Source organism: Luteolibacter sp. Populi (assembly GCF_040801775.1).
Classification (GTDB): Bacteria; Verrucomicrobiota; Verrucomicrobiia; order Verrucomicrobiales; family Akkermansiaceae; genus Haloferula.
In genome coordinates this window covers 1,502,877-1,520,468 of sequence record NZ_CP161812.1, presented here as the reverse complement: position 1 = coordinate 1,520,468, position 17,592 = coordinate 1,502,877, and the positions used below count along the sequence as shown (strand labels likewise).

The 17,592-nt window shown below is 63.9% G+C and carries 13 protein-coding genes; 5 read left to right on the top strand and 8 right to left on the bottom strand.

Going from position 1 to position 17,592, the window contains the following annotated elements:
• Positions 1–45: 45 nt before the first annotated feature.
• The 6 genes from ABWK72_RS05960 to ABWK72_RS05935 all read right to left on the bottom strand — a co-directional run bounded on the left by ABWK72_RS05960 (position 46) and on the right by ABWK72_RS05935 (position 6,606).
• On the bottom strand, positions 46–1,347 hold the full coding sequence (locus tag ABWK72_RS05960; RefSeq protein WP_367873869.1) for a DUF1552 domain-containing protein: 1,302 nt from the start codon (positions 1,345–1,347) through the stop codon (positions 46–48).
• A 47-nt stretch (positions 1,348–1,394) separates the two neighbouring features.
• On the bottom strand, positions 1,395–3,698 hold the full coding sequence (locus ABWK72_RS05955) for a DUF1592 domain-containing protein (RefSeq protein ID WP_367873868.1): 2,304 nt from the start codon (positions 3,696–3,698) through the stop codon (positions 1,395–1,397).
• 272 nt (positions 3,699–3,970) lie between these two features.
• Positions 3,971–4,852 (bottom strand): sugar phosphate isomerase/epimerase family protein, encoded by an 882-nt coding sequence (locus ABWK72_RS05950; RefSeq protein ID WP_367873867.1) that lies wholly within the window; start codon positions 4,850–4,852, stop codon positions 3,971–3,973.
• Positions 4,853–4,859: 7 nt separating this feature from the next.
• On the bottom strand, positions 4,860–5,909 hold the full coding sequence (locus tag ABWK72_RS05945) for a Gfo/Idh/MocA family protein (protein WP_367873866.1): 1,050 nt from the start codon (positions 5,907–5,909) through the stop codon (positions 4,860–4,862).
• A 20-nt stretch (positions 5,910–5,929) separates the two neighbouring features.
• On the bottom strand, positions 5,930–6,367 hold the full coding sequence (locus ABWK72_RS05940; protein ID WP_367873865.1) for a TA system VapC family ribonuclease toxin: 438 nt from the start codon (positions 6,365–6,367) through the stop codon (positions 5,930–5,932).
• Positions 6,364–6,606 carry a ribbon-helix-helix domain-containing protein gene (locus ABWK72_RS05935; protein WP_367873864.1) on the bottom strand — a complete coding sequence of 81 codons (243 nt, stop codon included), beginning with the start codon at positions 6,604–6,606 and terminating at the stop codon, positions 6,364–6,366. Before ABWK72_RS05935 ends, ABWK72_RS05940 begins: the two co-directional genes overlap by 4 nt.
• Positions 6,607–6,836: 230 nt before the next feature.
• Between ABWK72_RS05935 and ABWK72_RS05930 the strand changes: the two genes are divergently transcribed.
• Positions 6,837–8,297, top strand: a complete 1,461-nt coding sequence (locus ABWK72_RS05930; RefSeq protein ID WP_367873863.1) for an MFS transporter — start codon at positions 6,837–6,839, stop codon at positions 8,295–8,297.
• Positions 8,298–8,686: 389 nt separating this feature from the next.
• Here the strand turns inward: ABWK72_RS05930 and ABWK72_RS05925 are convergent, their stop codons facing one another.
• On the bottom strand, positions 8,687–9,574 hold the full coding sequence (locus ABWK72_RS05925; protein WP_367873862.1) for a sugar phosphate isomerase/epimerase family protein: 888 nt from the start codon (positions 9,572–9,574) through the stop codon (positions 8,687–8,689).
• A 28-nt stretch (positions 9,575–9,602) separates the two neighbouring features.
• On the opposite strand from ABWK72_RS05925, the gene ABWK72_RS05920 reads away from it, so the two are divergent.
• From ABWK72_RS05920 to ABWK72_RS05905, 4 genes are all read left to right on the top strand, one after another.
• Positions 9,603–10,544 carry a dihydrodipicolinate synthase family protein gene (locus tag ABWK72_RS05920; RefSeq protein WP_367873861.1) on the top strand — a complete coding sequence of 314 codons (942 nt, stop codon included), beginning with the start codon at positions 9,603–9,605 and terminating at the stop codon, positions 10,542–10,544.
• Between the two features lie 117 nt (positions 10,545–10,661).
• Positions 10,662–11,648, top strand: coding sequence for a LacI family DNA-binding transcriptional regulator (locus ABWK72_RS05915; protein WP_367873860.1), 987 nt, complete (start codon positions 10,662–10,664; stop codon positions 11,646–11,648).
• The gene (locus tag ABWK72_RS05910) at positions 11,645–12,457 is read left to right on the top strand and encodes a sugar phosphate isomerase/epimerase family protein (protein WP_367873858.1); all 813 of its coding nucleotides are present in this window, start codon (positions 11,645–11,647) and stop codon (positions 12,455–12,457) included. Before ABWK72_RS05915 ends, ABWK72_RS05910 begins: the two co-directional genes overlap by 4 nt.
• A gap of 109 nt (positions 12,458–12,566) precedes the next feature.
• Complete coding sequence (locus ABWK72_RS05905) at positions 12,567–13,715, top strand: Gfo/Idh/MocA family protein (protein WP_367873857.1); 1,149 nt, start codon at positions 12,567–12,569, stop codon at positions 13,713–13,715.
• A 291-nt stretch (positions 13,716–14,006) separates the two neighbouring features.
• Here the strand turns inward: ABWK72_RS05905 and ABWK72_RS05900 are convergent, their stop codons facing one another.
• The gene (locus tag ABWK72_RS05900) at positions 14,007–17,279 is read right to left on the bottom strand and encodes a PVC-type heme-binding CxxCH protein (RefSeq protein WP_367873856.1); all 3,273 of its coding nucleotides are present in this window, start codon (positions 17,277–17,279) and stop codon (positions 14,007–14,009) included.
• Between the last annotated feature and the right edge of the window lie 313 nt (positions 17,280–17,592).

Below are 17,592 nucleotides of genomic sequence, written 5' to 3'. Positions count from 1 at the left end.
CACACTTCATTCGGAATTCGGGAATTCGGAATTCGTCATTCCTCCTCACACTTTGTCGAAAACGCCCGTCGAATCCCCGACCTTCCTTGCCTTCACGCCCATCCGGTCGAGGAGTGAGAGATACAGGTTGGTCATCGGTGTCCCTTTCGGAGCCTCGATCAGGCGGCCCGGGGCCAGGGTCCCGTTGCCCTTGCCGGCCAGCAGCACCGGGAGGTCGTCGTGGTTGTGTCGATTGCCGTCGGCGATTGCACCGCCGTAGACGATCATCGAGTGGTCGAGCAGCGAGCCCTCGCCATCCGGCGTGTCCTTCATCTTCTTCAGGAAATACGCGAGCTGCTCCACGTAGAAGCGGTCGATCTTGCCGATGTTTTCCAGGATCTGGGGATTGCTGCGGTGGTGGGAAAGCTCGTGGTGGGCGGAGTGGACGCCGATCTCCGGGAAGGTCCGGTTCGAGCCATCGTGGGCCAGCAGGAAGGTCGAGACCCGCGTGGTGTCGGTCTGGAATGCCAGATGCATCAGGTCGAACATCATGCGGATGTGCTCGCCGTAGCCGTCCGGGATGCCGTCGGGCCGCTTGTCCTCCGGCACTTCCTTGCGGAATTTCTCGGCACGCTCGATGCGCTTTTCGACATCGCGGACGGCGGTGAGGTATTCCTCCATCTTGCCCTTGTCGGTCGAGCCGAGCCGTTTCTGCAGGCGCTGGGCATCGGCATTCACGAAGTCCAGGATGCTCTTGCGATAAGCGCGGCGGCGGGAGTCTTCCTTCTCGTTGCCCGAGCCGAACATCTTCTCGAAAACCAGGCGCGGATCGCGCTCCGCCGGGGCAGGGGTGGTCTCGTTGATCCAGGCCAGGTTGAATTGATACGCGCAGGAGTAGCCGGAATCGCAGTTCCCCGAGCTCCGCGCCGGGTCGGTGGAAAGCTCCAGCGAGGCCAGCCGCGTGCTGTGCCCCACCTCGCGCGCCGCGATCTGATCGACCGACTCGCCGAGCCGCACATCGGCCCCGGCGGTCTTCTTCGCCTGACAGCCGGTCAGGAAGGAGGCATTCGCTCGGGCGTGGTCGCCGGCTCCGTCGCCATTCGCTTCGGCCTTCTCGTGGTCAAGGCCGCGCATCACCGAGAACTGGTCGCGCAGGCCCGCGAGCGGCTCCAGGGTCTTCGACATCACATAATCTTTACCGCTACCCGTCGGCCGCCACAGATCGAGGTTCACCCCGTTCGGGATGTAGATGAAGCCCATCCGCGTGGGTGCCGCCAGCTTCGCCTCTTGCGCCGAGAGCAGAGACGGGAAGGACGGCACCGCCAAGGTCGCGGCCACGCTTTTCAGGAATGTGCGTCGTGGTGTCATGGGCCTTTCGATTTGAGATTTCAAATTTGAGATCTGAGATTCCGGATTCATTTATCCCCGCGGCGGTATTGAAACGGCACCGACTTCACCACGGCTTTCAGCATCGCCCGCGAGCTGCCCTTGGCCGCTTCCGTATCGGATACGATCTTATCGAGGGCCGGTTTGTCATACCAATCCAATCCGCGGCCCAGCGCGTAGGTCAGCAGCTTGGTCGCGACGGAGCGGTGGAACTCCGAGCGGTGATCCTCCACCAGGTATTTCCGCAGCTCTTCCACGCCGTTGAACTTGCGCCCGCCGATAAGTTCTCCCGAAGCATCGATCGGCTTGCCCTGCTCCTGATCCCGCCAGGCGCCGGAGGCATCGAAGTTCTCCAGGCCGAAGCCGATCGGGTCCATCAGCTTGTGGCAAGACGCGCAGCCCGGATCCTCGCGGTGTTTCTCCATCTGCTCGCGCAGGCTCCGCTGGTCGCCATGGCGGCTCGGCGGCTGGAGTTCCGGGACATTCGGCGGCGGCGGGGGAGGGGCGGTATCGAGCAGGTTCTCCAGCACGTATTTCCCGCGCAGCACCGGCGATGTCCGCAGCGGATAGGAGGTCAGCAATTGGAATGACCCTTGCCCCAGGATGCCCCGGCGGCGCGTGTCGGTGATCGTGACCTTCCGGAATTTATCGCCCTCCACGCCCTGCACGCCGTAGTGGCGCGCCAGCGGCCCGTTGAGGAAGGTGAAGTCCGCATCGAGCAAGGTGGTCATCGGCAGGTTCTCGCGGACGATTTCCTCGAAGAGCATCTCGGTCTCGCGCCGCATCGCAGTGCGCAGCTTCGGATCGAAGTTCGGGAAGACCTGCTTGCCCGGATTCGCCGCCTGCACGTCGCGCAACCGCAGCCACTGGCCGGTGAAGTTCGAGACGAACTCCTCCGAGCGATCATCCGCGATCATCCGCTCGATCTCGGCGTCGAGGTTCTTCCGCAGTTCTCCCTTGCTGGCCAGCTCCATCAGCCGCGTGTCCGGCATCGTGCTCCAGAAGAAATACGCAAGCCGGGTCGCCAGCGCGTGCTCGTCGACCTGATGGATCTTCTTCGCGTCGTCCGGCTCCGGCTGAGGCTCTTCGCGGTAGAGGAAGGCCGGGGAAACCAACATCGCTTCGAGCGCCAGGCGGATGCCCTCTTCCACCCCTTCGCCCTGCTTCTTGGCCAGCGCCACGAGCTGCAAGTAGCGGCGCACCTCGCCCTCCTGGCCCGGCCTGCGGAAGGCGCGGCGGGCGAAATTGTTCATCACCCGCAGCGCATAGACATCGTCCTGCTCGCCGGGCTCGCGCTTGCCGTAGATGCGCTGGTGGCTCTCCGGCTTCGCGGGCGGCGGGCCATCGAGCGGGCCGGTGATCTTGAGCGCGTTGACCATCAGGTTGCGGTCGCGGAGCTTCGGGTCGGGGTTCTTTTCGTCGTAGAAATCGTTGGTGAAGACCACGCCGACCTCCACCGGCTTGTCGCCCTCGATCTTGAATTCCTGGGTGAATTCCTTGGGCCGGTCGATGCGGGCATCGACCTTCCACTCGCAGATCTTCTTGTCGTTCTCGTGGAACTCCATCAGCGGCGGCCCGTCCGCGCCCATCGTGCCGCCCGCGGTCACCGTCACCCGGTAGGTGCCCGGACGCGGCGGCTTGAAGCTGGTTTTCGCCCGGCCCGCCTTGAAAAGGTAGTGGCCATCCTCGGAGCGATGCCCATCGCCCGTCAGCTCCCGGCCCGGGAAATTCTCCTCCGGGGGCGGCATCTTGCCCGGCTTCACCGCCTTGTCCAAGGACACGCGGGCGGCTTCCAAATAGCGCTCCAGGTGCGCGGGCGAAAGCGTCAGCACGTCGCCGATGTTATCGAAGCCGTAGCCCGAGTCATCCGGCGGGATCAGGTCCATCACGTTCACCTTCACGCCCAGCAAATCGCGCAGCGTGTTCTGGTATTCCACCCGGTTCAGGCGGCGCAAGGTCACGCGGCCGGGATCGGGATGCGCCGGATCAACCGGGAAAACCGCGGCATCGATCCACGCCAGGATCTTGGCCCGCTCCGCCTCGCCCGGCTGGTCCTCGTCCAGCGGCGGCATCAGGTGATGCTTCAGGTGGTCGCGGATCCGTTTCCAGACCTCCCGATGGGCCTGCATTTCCGGGATCGTCGGGAACTTGTCGAGCGCCAGTTCGCCCTTCTTCAGGCCGTCGCCGTGGCAATCGAAGCAATACCTCTCGACCAGCGGTTTCACCTCCTTCTCCCATTGGCTGGCCATCGCCTTCGGATCGGCCATCTGGGCATGCGCCTGCGTCCCGGCGGCGAGCGCGGTGAGAAAGAAGAGGCTGGCGGATTTCCCCATGAGCGCCGTTTTTACGGTGGATTCCGCGCCAAACTCACATGAAACTGAAGATTTGCGTAGGTTTTCCAGGGCGGGCTGGCTCGTAGTCGCATAGCGACCGTGGACTGCGTGCAGCCTGCTGCCGCTGTCGGCAGGCAGCCTGCTGCCGTGAAGCACGTGGGATCTCCGTCTCCCGCTCCGTCCGCGGCTCGCCACACCCGGTGCATCGCCTTTGCAGCCCCCTCCTCGCAGCAGGCTGCCGCAGTCCACGGCAGCTCCGCCGCGCTAGCGAATCACGGCAGCCCCGCCAAGATCTTCTCCATCCGCTTCCCGTATTCCACGTAGCTGTCGTAGCACTGCTGCCAATCGACCTGCGACTGGTCCTTCACGTGGAAAACCGTGGCGACGTGCGGCTCGATCGCGATCCAGCCATCGTAGCCGCGGGCCTTCGCGTCGGCGAGGATCTCGGGGACCTTCGCATCGCCCTCACCCGGCATGGTGTAAACCGGCTCGGTGCCGTCGATCGCGGGGCTGATCAGGTCCTTGATGTGGATGTGTACAACGTGGTCGCGAACCTTCGTCCAGAATTCCCAAGGGTCCTGCCAAGGGAAGGGCTCGCCCTTCGAGCGGTCGCGCTGGAAGAGGGGATTCCCGGTGTCGAAAACCAGCTTCAGGCCGGGGATCTCATCCACCAGCCGCAGCGTGTGATCGGCCGAGAAGCCGCCCCAGTTCATGCAATTCTCATGGACTGCGGTCAGGCCGGCATCGTCGAAACGCTTCACGATTTCGCGCAGGCGGCGGAAGCGTTCCTCTTCCTGCTGGTCCTCGCCCCAAGGTTCCTGGGCGTAGGACATCACGCGGATAAAGGGCGTCTTGAGCCGCTGCATGCGCGGGATCGCCCGCCCGATCTCGGCCAAGGTGATCTCGAAATCGCTATCGATCTTCTTGCCCCAGTTCGCGATCAGGGAGCCGAACTCCGGCACTTGGATGCCCTCGGCGTTCAGGCGGTCGGCCACCGCGTCGAATTTCTCCTGCGGCAGTTCGTGGAGGTTCACCCCGTCGATCATGCGCGAGGAAATCGCGGACCAGCCGAGTTCCCGGGTCGCGCGGATCTGGGTATCGAGGTCGCGGCCCGCTTCGTCGGCGAAACCGGTGAGTTTGAGAGTGGAAGACATGGGTGAATTACGGAAGAATTTCGACGCGCTTGCCGCCATTCTGCGCGCTCTCGTAGATCGCACGGATGACGGCGACCGGCTTGCGGGCCTCGCTGGCGGAGACGGTGGGCTCGCGGCCTTCGTGGATGGCATTCACCACTTCCTCGAAGTTGCGCTGGTGCTGGTAGTAGTTGATCGCCGTCGGGTCGTTGGCACCGATGCCGGCTCCCTGGCCCTTCATCAGGGTTGAGCGGATTTCGGCGTCCTCCGGCCTCTCGTGCATGAAGTCCCAGATCTCGAAGGCCTCGTCCGCCAGGAAAACCGAGCCTTCCGTGCCGCTGAGCTGAACACGCGCCGGGTGCCCGTCCTTCGACCAAGTGCAGGTCGAGCCTTCGATCACGCCGCGCGCGCCGTTCTCGAATTCCACGATCGCGACGGCGATGTCCTCCACCTCGATGTCGGTGTGCGCGAGGCAGGCGGTATTCGCCTGCACCGCCTTGATCGGCCCGGCCAGATAGATCAGCGCATCGATGGTGTGGATCGATTGGTTCATCAGCGCGCCGCCGCCATCGAGCGCCCAGGTGCCGCGCCACGCAGCGGAGTCGTAGTAAGCCTGGTCACGGTACCACTTCACATAGCAAGAGGCGGAGGTGAGCTTACCGAAGCGCCCTTGATCCGCGGCCTTCTTGAAGGCATCCATGCCCGGGTGGAAGCGCCGGTTCAGCACGGCGGCGATGACCTTGCCATTCGCCTTGGCGGCGGCCATTTGCTGGTCGATGCGCTCGACCGTCACCTCCAGCGGCTTCTCGCAGATCACGTGCTTGCCGGCATTCAGCGCGGCCAGCGAGGGATCGAGATGCGAGCCGGAAGGGGTGCCGATGGTGACGATCTCCAATTCGGGATCGGCCAGGAAAGCGGCCATGTCGGAATAGGCCTTCGCCCCGTATTCGGTGGCGAGTCTTTCCGCGGCATCGGCGCGGAGATCGAAGACCGAGTGAAGCTCGCCACCGCTCATCGCGGTGATCGCCTTGGCGTGGAAGTGGCCGATCATGCCGGCGCCGATGATTCCGAATTTCATGGAGTGAGGTGGAATGGGTTTCAGTAAAGAGGGATAACTTCGACGGAGGACGGGTCCGGGGAGAGGTGCTTCATCGGCTGGTCAAAGGTGGCGAACACCGCTTGGTTCGCCACTGCCACGTGCAGCAGGAAGGCATCGGTGACCTGACGGTAGCCTTGGCAGCGCCGTAGAATAGGAGCCAAGGAGCCGAAGGCGGAAGTGCCCACGGAAAGCTGCGCATGGCGGGGCTTGTCCATATTCGATTTGAGAATATTCCAAGCCGCTTCTGCGCTCTTTGGATCAACGGTGACGTGCGGGTTGCAAGAGAGCCGGACGAAAGCGGATCGGGTAATCTCGCAAGTGCACCACTTCGCTCCTGCCTTGGTAGTCCACCACCGGCGTGCAAGCGCATGCCGCTCATGCCCCGGATCCAGCAAGGCCAACAGGACATTGACGTCGAATAGAAACAGCGCGCTCAAGGACCCTCCTCCTCAAGAATGCGTTTCACGTCGGCGGCGCGCATGGTCACACGTCCCGTCGCAGGGAAGGTGATGAAGTCGAATCCATCATCCTCCTGCGGGTGCTGGAGGGTGGGAGAGGGATGCAGGCGCTGCCTCAGCAGTTCGCTCACCACCTCGCCCAAGCGTTTGCCCGAGCTCTTCGCCATCGCATCTATCGTCTGATAGATCTCATCATCCAAGGTCAGGGTCGTCCTCACTTTGATACTCTGATACAGTGATGCAATCGCGTCAAGGGCTGGAATTGTTCCCTTTCGATTTGCCTCCGCCAAAGGGCTCTTACCTGTATGACAGGATGCCTGCAAGTGCTTATATGATCGAAGAAAGAAGCCGCGGGTATTTCTCGGTAGAGAACTCCGCGCCGCGCCTTTCCTGCTTGCCGGATGCCTTGCTGCACTTTGGAGTCAGCAAAACTCAAGGAACCGACCCAATGGCAAACCTGTCCGACAACTCCTCTCCAAGCGCCAAAGGCTGGTGGTCCCAGCTCGCGCCCTACCAGCGCCTCGTTTTCATCGTAGCCACGCTCGCCTGGCTCTTCGATTGCCTCGACCAGCAGCTCTTCAACTTGGCGCGCAGCCCGGCGATGAAGTCGCTGCTCGGCGACCAGCAGATCATCAATCTTTTCGGGAAAGTCCCGATTGCCGCAGGGGCCTTGGCGACCTCGATCTTCGTAATCGGATGGGCGACCGGCGGGATGATTTTCGGATCCTTGGGCGACCGTTACGGGCGGGCCAAGATGCTATCGGTCACCGTCCTGCTCTATTCGATCGCGACGGGTCTTTCCGCCTTGTCGGTCAGCTTCACGGATTTTGCCGTTTACCGCTTCCTCACCGGCCTCGGGGTTGGCGGTGTCTTTGGTCTGGCGGTGGCATTGGTCGCAGACACGGTTCCCAGCCACGTCCGGCCGCGTGCATTGGGAGTCCTCCAATCATTCTCCGCCGTCGGCAATGTGGCCGCGGGATTCATCGGCCTCACGATCGCCCTCACCGCCATCGGCGAGCACGAGAACTATTGGAAATGGCTGTTTGTGATCGGGGCGCTTCCGGCCTTCCTGGTGGCGACCATCCAGCTCCGGATGAAGGAGCCGCCCGCTTGGACGGAATCCCGCGACCGCGCGATCGCCCAAGGCAAGCGCTCCGGCTCCTACCGCGATCTCTTCGGCCACGCCACATGGCGAAGGCATGCCTTGCTGGGGATGGTCCTTTCCTGCGCCGGCGTGATCGGCCTGTGGGGAATCGGCGTCTTCTCATCGGACCTCGTGGGGGATATCGTCACCCATAACCTGACCCAGGCGGGTGCAACGGCGGGAGAACTCAACAAGGGCAAGCAGCTCTGGATGTCGCTCAATTTGCTGACCTTCAACGTCGGAGCCTTCGCAGGGATGCTGCTCTTCACCCGCATCGCGGAGGCGCTCGGTCGCAAGAAGGCCTTTGCGATGTTCTTCGCCGGTTCGCTGGTCGTCACGATCTTCGTTTTCCAGATGATCGGGAAGCTGAACGGACGCTTCGACATCCTGTGGATGGCACCCCTGATGGGCTTCTTCCACCTCTCCGTATTCGCGGGATTCTCGATCTATCTGCCGGAGCTTTTCCCGACCCGCCTGCGCGCGACCGGAGTTTCCTTCTGCTACAATGTCGGACGCTACCTCGCCGCGCTGGGGCCATTTACCTTGGGAGCACTGGCGGCCAAGTTCGGCAAGGATGCACAGGAGCTTGCCGTGAAAGGCGCACCTGCGGATATCGCCCCGAATGCCCTCGCCGCATTGAAGTCCGTGGCCAAGATCGATGCCTTCCGCGATGCCGCTTCCTGGATGTGCCTGATCTTCCTGCTCGGCATCATCGTGCTGCCCTTCCTGCCCGAAACCAAGGGCCAGCCACTGCCGGAAGATTGAGACCGTCCGGAGGAACGCGCCAGCGCCCGGGACCGCGGAGGCTCTGCCCCGCAGAAGCAACCTCAGCAGCGCTATCCACCGCGCGATGGTAGTGGGATAGCGCCGCCGCTTCACTGCCTGCCTTCCGCGGCGCAGCCGCCGTGGACTGCGCGCAGCCTGCTGCCGCTGTCCCGATGCAGCCTGCTGCAAGGGGCGCTGCAAAGGGAAGCCACCCCAGCGCCACCTCCTTACGGACGGCCCCACTGGGAACGCCGTGGCACCGCCCGGCAGAAGCATCCTGAAATGCCGCGTGCACGCCGAGGTCGATGCGGAAAGCGCCGTCGCATCGGCTAATGCCTTTTCATCATGCGAGTGCGAAGGGGTCATTCAGCGGGCCGAAAAACCCCGCCTCACCCCTCTCCAAAAAACCTCCGCAAATTCGCCAAACTTTCCGTCGCGATGGCTTCCGGGGTGGGGGAGTAGTCGAAAACCTCCACCGACACCCAGCCGTCGTACGACGTCTCCCCTAGCGCCTGCACAATCGGCGCGTAGTCCACATCACCCATCCCCGGGCCGCGGAGGTTCGGGTCGTTGGCATGGAAGTGAACGGTCCAATCCCTGTTCTCGCGGATCACCCGATCGATCGGCTGGTCCTCGTAGCTCATCGCCTTCACGTCGAGGTGGAGTTTGCAGGCCGGGTGGCCGACGGCTTCGCAGAGGCGGATGGTCTCGGCGGCGCTGGTGAGGAAATTCGTTTCACCGGGGCCGAGCGGCTCCATGGCGATGGTCACACCCAGCGGCCCGCAGTGCTCCGCGGCGGCGCGCAGCACCTCCGCGGCACGGGCGAAGGCATCGTCGTAATTCCAGCCCGGCTCCAGCGAGCGCTGCACCGGGCTGCCCCAGACCATAATCGTGCCGCCCATCGCGTGGCAGAGATCGGCGAGGTGCTTGGCCCTTTCGGCGGTCGCCCGGCGGACCGCATCGTCCGGTGTGGTGAGGTGGAAGCCGGCCGTCTTCGCCAGCAGCCAGTGCAGCCCGACCACCTCCAAGCCGGCCTCGCGGACCTGCCGGCCGAGCGTCGCGGCGTCGGCGCTTGTCAGCGTGCTGACGTCTTCAGCCAGGGTGAAGGGCGCGATCTCCAAGCCGGTATAGCCGATCCGTGCGGCAATCTCCGCGGCTTCGGCAAGGGGGATCGAACCGAAGGTCTCGTTGCAAATCGCGTAGCGCATCGCCGCCAGCAAAGCCTCCTCCGGACCATGACGCAATGCCCCGCTAGGGTAGGTGGGAAATGCTTGCATGTGAAAATTTGCATGCAAACAGTTGCACATGTCGCTTGAGACCCGCCATGCCGCGAAACGCTTCCGCCGCAAGATCACCGGCTACGCCGCCTGCCTGCTGCCCTTCGAGGCGGACGGCGCGATCGCCCGCGGAGCCTTTGAAGAAGCCGTCGCGCGTACCACGGACGCTGGCCTCGGCTGCGCGGTGAACATGGACACGGGCTACGCGAACTACCTGACGCCCGCCGAGCGCACCGAGATCCTCGGGCTTACCAAGGGCGTGATCGCCGGACGCCGGGATTTCGTCGCGGGCGTTTTCGTCGAGGGCTTGGAAGGGGATCTGGTGGATCTCTACCGCCGCCAGATGGACGAGATCGTGTCCTTCGGTGGCACTCCGATTTTGTTTCAGACCACCCGCTTCCACGATTGGTCGCCCGCGCAGATCGTCGAGCTTTATGCGAAGGTCTGCGAAGGCCATGAGTCGGTCTTCGGCTTCGAGCTCGGCAAGATGTTCGCGCCGAACGGCATGATCTACGATGAAGAAACCATCCGCGGCCTGATGAGCGTGCCCGAGCTCAAGGGCATCAAGCACTCCTCGCTCGATCGCGGCCTGGAACTCCGCCGCCTCGAAATCCGGGACGTGGTGCGGCCGGATTTCATGATCTTCACCGGTAACGATCTGGGCATCGACATGATCGAATACGGCTCGGACTACCTGCTCGGCCTCGCCACCTTCTGCCCGGAGAAGTTCGCCCTGCGCGACCAATATTGGCTCGATGGCGACGAGCGCTACGCCGAGCTCGACGACGCACTCCAGTATCTGGGCAACGTCGGCTTCCGCGCACCGGTCCCGGCCTACAAGCACAGCTGCGCGGTCTTCCAGCACCTGCTCGGCCGCATCCCGACTTCCGAGCCGCACCCGCTCTGCCCGCGCCGCCCCGACTGGGAAGCGGGCATCATGCAGGACTGCGCGAAGCGCTTGGGCTACTAGGAGCCCGAAGTTCCAAGTAAGAAGTGCCAAGGTCCAACAAAGACATGAATCCCCTCTAAGCTTCCGCCTTTCCGGCTCTTCTTGGCACTTGGTCCTTTTCACTTGGAACTTAATCCCATGCCCACCATCGACGACATCGCCCGCGAACTCGGGATCTCCTCCGCGACCGTTTCCCGGGCGCTGAACGGGTCGCGGCTGGTGGGCGCGGAGTTGCGCAAGGAAGTGGCCACGGCGGCGAAGCGGCTCGGCTACGAGAAGCGTAGTATCCGGCGGCACCGCGGGCGGGCGATTCTGAGCGTGAAGCTGGTCCTGCCGCGCCACGCCGAACCGGAGCGGGCGCTGTTCTATGATTTCGCGGCATTGGTGGAAGGGCTGCGACGCGGCTTTACCCAGTGCGGGCTCAACCTGCTCTGCGAGGTCAATTCGCCGGACTTCGAGCCCTATCCGCACAAGAAGGGCGGGGATATCGATGCCTTCGTCTTCGCCTTCCAACGGCCGACCCAGCAGACCTTGAAGGCCGTCCGCGAGCACGGCACGCCTTTCGTGGTCCTGAACCGCGCGATTCCCGGCCTGCCCTGCGTCGCCTCCGACAATGCGGCGGGCATGCTCGATCTGCTCGATCACCTGCGCGCCAAGATGCCGGAGATCCGCCCGCGCTTCGTGGGCATCGCCGGCCTCGGGCAGGTTCAGGAGGAACGCTTGGACGGCTTCGAGCAGGCTTGCGCCAAGCGGGGCGTGGCCTTCGATCGCGTGAAGGATTGCGTCGAGTTTCCCGACATCGCCTCGATCCAGACCGAGGGCGTGGCCGCCGCGGCGAAGGGCGCGAACGTGCTGGTCTGCGTGAACGATATCATCGGCACCGTCGTCCTCAGCGAACTGGACCGGCTCGGCGTCGCGGTGCCGGGCACGATCGCGGTCACGGGCTTCGACGATTCGCCGGTGCGGCGCCTGTCGCGGCCGCTGCTGACCACCGTCAGCCTGCCGGTCGAGGAGTTGGCCCGCTATGCCGCCACCCGCTTGCAGGCGGAAATCATCGAGAACAAGGCTCCCGCCGCACTGCTGCGCGTGACCGGTCACTTGATTGGAGGAGACTCGACCCCATGAACCTGGATCAACTCGCCATCCACACCTTCACGAACAAGCCGTGGTCGATTCACGAGTGCATCGAGAACTACGCCCGCCGCGGCATCGGCGGGATCTCGATCTGGCGCGAGACCGTGGCCGGAGAGGACTTGAAAGTCGTCAAGAAGCGGCTCGATGACAGCGGCCTCAAGCCGGTAAGCCTGGTCCGCGGTGGATTCTTCACCGCCAAGGACGCGCCTTCCCGCGAGGCCGCGATCGCTTCTAACAGGGATGCCCTGCGCGAGGCCGAGGCTCTCGGCCTGCCGATGATCGTGCTGGTCTGCGGTGCCACCATCGGTCAGACACCGGAGGAAAATCTCGACCAGATCCGCGATGGCATCGCGGCGCTCTTGCCTCAAGCGGAGAGCGCCGGGATCCGCCTCGCCATCGAGCCTTTGCACCCCATGTATGCCGGGGATAGATCAGCAGTCGCCTCGATGTGGGATGCGAATAATCTCGCCGATTCGCTGAACCATCCGCTGGTCGGAGTGGCGCTGGACGTCTTCCACGTCTGGTGGGAAACGGGACTCGAAGTGCAGATCCTCCGCTGTGCGGATGCCGCACGCCTCTTCGCCTTCCACGTCTGCGAGTTCAAGCCTGACTTCAACCATGTCCTCCTCGACCGCGGCCTGCCGGGTGAAGGCGTGAATGCCTCCGCCCGCATCGCGAAGATGGTCCAGGCCACGGGCTTCACCGGACTCACCGAGGTCGAGATCTTCTCGCGCAAATACTGGGCGGAGAACCAGCACCAGTTCCTCGAAAAGATCATCGCGAGCTGCGCGGACCTCTAACAAAAAGACATGAACCACGGAATACACGGAACACACGGAAGGAAGACCCATTCAACCAAGGGCTTTCACTTTCCGTGTGTTCCGTGGTTCTCCTGAATTCCTCAAACTCATGAAGACCCGTAACCTCGGCATCATCCTCAACGGCGTCACCGGACGCATGGGCACGAACCAGCACCTTGTCCGCTCGATCCTCGCGATCCGGGAGCAGGGTGGGGTGGTCTGCGGCGATACCCGGATCATTCCCGATCCGATCCTCACCGGCCGCAATGAGGACAAGATCCGCAGCCTCGCTGCGAAGTATGGCGTGGAGCGCTTCACCACGGACCTCGATGCTGCCTTGGCCGATCCCTACAACGAGATCTTCTTCGATGCCTCGGGAACACCGTTCCGCATCGGCTTCCTGGAGAAGGCGATCGCGGCGGGCAAGCATGTCTACTGCGAGAAGCCGACCGCCGTCTCCTTCGGCGAGGCCCTGCGGATCGCGGAGGTCGCGGAGGCGGCCGGGGTCAAGAACGGTGCGGTGCAGGACAAGCTCTGGCTGCCCGGCCTGAGGAAATACCAGCTTCTCAAGGAGCAGGGCTTCTTCGGCAAGATCCTCAGTGTCCGCGGCGAGTTCGGCTACTGGGTCTTTACCGGCGAGCACGAAGGCCAGCCGATCCAGCGCCCGAGCTGGAACTATCGCGAGGAAGATGGCGGCGGCATGATCATCGACATGCACTGCCACTGGCGCTACGTGATCGACAACCTTTTCGGCAACGTCACCCGCGTCTTCTGCAAGGCCGCGACCCACATCGAGCAGCGCTTCGACGAAAGCGGCAAGCCCTTCAAGTGCACCGCGGACGATTCCGCCTATGCCCTGTTCGAGACGGACACCGGCATCATCTGCCAGTTCAATTCCTCATGGAATGTCCGGGTCCGCCGCGACGACCTCCTGACCATGCAGGTCGACGGCACCGAAGGCTCGGCCATCGTCGGCCTCCGCAAGTGCTGGGCCCAGCACCGGAGCACCACCCCGCGCCCGATCTGGAATCCGGACATCGACAGCCCGATCAACTACTATGACCGCTGGACCGAAGTGCCGGATCAGTTGACCTTCGAGAACGCCTTCAAGATCCAGTGGGAGCTCTTCCTGAAGCACGTCGTCAACGACGAGCCTTTCCGCTGGACCTTGCGCGAAGGCGCGAAGGGAGTGCAGCTCGCCGAGCTGAGCTGGGAATCGCACAACAAGGGCTGCTGGGTGGACGTGCCGGTGCTTTGAGGAGCCCTTCCTAGCGCGGACTTCTCCAGAGCCCCGAAAGGGCGGAAGGGAGATAGCCCATGGTGAAACCATGGGTTAGGTCGGTCAAAGGAACGCCCCCTGTAGGGGCGCAAGGAGGCCTGTTTGATCGGCACGTGTCGTATCTTCCTGCCTCCCGGTCCCCCTTCAGGGGACGCAATGTGAAGGCCATGACCCGGGGTTGCGCGTTGCTTACCCCGGGCTATCTCCCTGCCGCCTTTTCAAGGCTCAAGAAGGTTCTGCTGCCACGTGCTTCATCCTCGTTTCGTGCCATCACTTTAAGCCTGACAAATACTCGACCAGATCCCGCAGCTCTCCCGGCTTCAGAATCTCCGCCATCGGCGGCATCGCGCTGACCGGCGTCGTCTTCGAGGCAATCTCCGAGGTTGGCACCGTGACCTTGCTGGCATCCGGGAGCACTAGCGTCAGCGTGCCGCCCTTCTCTTCTAACAAGGCTCCGGCCAGCGCGGTGCCGTCCTTCTTGGTGAGCGTGATCATTCCGTAACCGGCTGCGATGTTCGCCTGCGGATCGACGAGCGACTGCAAGAGATAGCCCCGCTCCTTCTGCCCGATTTTCGTGAGCGGCGGGCCGACGTTCGAACCCTCCTCCGCCACTCGGTGGCAGGCGGTGCAGTTGGCGGCGAGGTTCTCTTCAAAGACCTTCTTCCCCGCGGCGACATTGCCCCCGGCGAGGGCGTAGGACCACTTCGCGAGCGGCTCCTTCGCGGCGAGCGCGGCCTGGGCTTCGTGCAGGCTGTCGAGCTGCAAAGAGGACGCGCTTTCGATCACCTCAAGCTGGATCGCCGGATCCAGCTTGCCCGCGGCCAAGTCGGCTAACAGCCCGTCGAGCAGTGATTTCGAACCGGGGACGGATGCGAGCAAGCGCACCGCAGCCTGGCGCTCGGCGAGGTCGGTCGACTTCAGGAGTGCTTCACGCAGGTAGGCGAGGGTCTCCGCCGGATGAAGCGCTGCCACCATCCCGGCCACGCCGCTGCGCAGGGTAGGGGAACGGTCGCCCAAAAGTTTGAGCGCAATCTCGCTCCAGCCTGCTTGGCCGCTGGCCTTGAGATGTTGCAGCGCGGCGAGTCGGCGGCTCGGATCGAGTTTCGCATCCAGCACTTCCTTGGCCAGTGCCGCCGGATCTTGCTTCGCACCGAGGGCATCGATGGCTGCCAGCGCCGCCTTCGAGAGCACCGGATCATTCGAAGCCGGCGCGAGAAGACCCCCGATCCGCGAGGCCAGTTCCGGTGCAACCACCAGAGGTTTGAGCGGAGCGTAGTGGCCATCGACCGCGTCGAGCGGTTCGCTGGACTTCACGCTGGCAAGAGCTTCCAAGGCCGCGATCCGCAGCGGAGCGGGCCGTGCTGCATCGGCGGCGAAATTGGCCAGCCGCAACAACGAGGCATCCTTGCCGATCCGGCGGTTGGCGGTGATCGAGCGGCGGATCGCCGAGCCGCGGGCATCGGGCTTCGACTCCATCAGATTGGCGAGGGCGTCAAAGCTGAGATCTGGCAATTGCGCCTCGTGCAGCGCCCGGGCCGCCTCCGCAACCACCGCCGGGTCCTTGTCTTCCAGAAACGCGAACAGCGCCACGTAGGGAATCGTCTCCTTGGCAGGCGGGGCGTGAGTGAGGCTTTCCTGCACCACGTTCCGCAAAGCCACGACTCCGGCGAGACGCACCGGGGCGGACGGATGCACTGCCAGCTTGGAGACGACCGCGCTATCCATGACATGCTGCAAGGCATAGGCACCGGCTTGCCGGAGGTAGGCGTCCTTGCCGTCGTTCGCTGCCAGCATCGCGAACACCGCATCGACCTGTTCCTTCGCTCCGGCCTTGCCCACCGCCATCGCGGCATGGAAGCGGACCCGTGGCGACGCATCCGAGAGCAGCGGGCTAAACGATGTAGGCAAGGCTGCTGAACTTTCGCCCGCCCACTTCGCCGCCTGAGCCCGTAGTTCGGGATCGGTATCCTTGGCCAGGGACTCGAAGAGCGCGGGGTCGAACTGCTTGCCTTGGGACAGACCCCACAGGGCATGAATCCGCGCGAGCTGCGTGGCCCCGGAAGTCGCCGCCACCCGTTTCAGATCCACCCACTTCTGCCGCCGCGCGAGTTCCCACTGCGCGTCCGTGCGCACGCGCTGGTCGGCGTGGCCGAGCCGCTCCAGCAGCACTCCATCCGCCACCTTGCCCGCGCCATCCTTGAGCATTGCGGCGACCTCCTTCCGCATGGCGCTGCCGGCTTCCTTAGGGTCGTCGATCTTCCACACGGCACCCTTTTCCTTCAGCGGATAGCCGCCCTGCCAATCTGCCACGTAGAGCGCGCCGTCCGGCCCGAAGTTGCAGCCGACGAAGGGCGTGCCGCTGGCCATCAGGTGATCGCCGGTCATCTTGTAGGACGCGCCGTCCGGCTCCAGCTTGAAGGCATTGATCTTCCCCGCGGGGAACTGCGTCAGGAAGAAGTGTCCGCGGTAGCGCTCGTTCAGCGCGGTCCCGGGGTTGTAGGCGAAGCCGCTCGGGCCATCGAGGTAGAGGCTCAGCGGAGGGATGATCGAGGCCGGGCGGTCCTCGCCATCGGGGAAGGCGATGCGCTCCGCCATCCACGGATTGTACTTCCCGCCGCGGTATTGATAGTAGCAGCGCCAGCCGGTGTCGGAGCCCTCCACGATGTAGAGCAGCCGCTCCTTCTCGCCGGTCTGGTCGGAGTCATTGTCCACGCCGAAGATGTTACCGTAGTCGTCGAAGGCGATCTGCTGGACATTGCGCAGACCCCGCGCGAAGACCTCGAAATTGCTGCCGTCCGGATTGCAACGCAGCAGCGCGCCCTCGTGCGGGTAGATCCACTGCCGGCCGCCGCTGCTGACGTTCGTGCCCTTGTCGCCGATGGTCCAATACAGCTTGCCGTCCGGGCCGAAGATCAGGCCGTGCATGTCGTGACCGGCGTAGTTGATGTGGACGCCGAAGCCGCTGGCGATCGCCTTGCGCTGGTCCGCCTTCCCGTCGCCATCCGTGTCGCGGAGCTTCCAGACATCGGGCGCGATGGTTGCATAGACATCGCCACGCCGTGCCAGCACGCCGGCCGCGATCCCCGTGACCTCGGTGTTGAAGCCCTCCGCGAAGACCGTCGCCTTGTCGGCCACCCCGTCGCCATCGGTATCCACCAGCTTGTGGATCTTCTCGCTGTGAACGGTCAGGTCCTGCCAATCGATGCGCCCGTTCTTGTCGTGATCCTTCAGCGAGGGATGCTTCTTGAAGGCCTCGGTGGTGATCGCCCGGTGGAAGAAATCGCGCTTCTGGTCCACGCTGTTATGCGAGAGGTCCTCCGGCACCCACTGCATGACTTCGCGGATATCGAGGTCCGCCACCTTGCGGCGGGTCGTCTCGGTCACGTAGATCGCCCCATCGTCATCCACCGCCACCGCGACCGGGTTCATGAACATCGGTTCGCGGGCCACCAGCGAGCGGACCAGGCCGTTCTGGCAGGGGTAGCTCTCCGGCGCGGCGAGCACCACGGGAGCGAGGAAGGGGAGCAGCAGGCGGGCCTTCATAGGTGATTGCCCGGAGGCTATGCTTCCCAAGGCTGATGGCCATCCTGTTTCGGGGGATGCCCTGGGAGGGTGGAGGCACTGCCCCGCAGAGTGGTCCTTGGTGGCTGTGCTGTCACTTGGATCGGGAGAATCGGGACGGCGCTTTCCATGAGGACTGCGAGATGGTCACGGCTGCCGGGAACCATTCTGCGGGGCGGGTGCCTCCGCGGTCCCAGGGGGGCCGTCCGTTGTTCGGGAGCGCCCAAGGAGATTCTTCCTGAATTCAATGCCTTCTCCGATCCATAAGCCCCCTTACCCCCATGCGGCCTTTGAA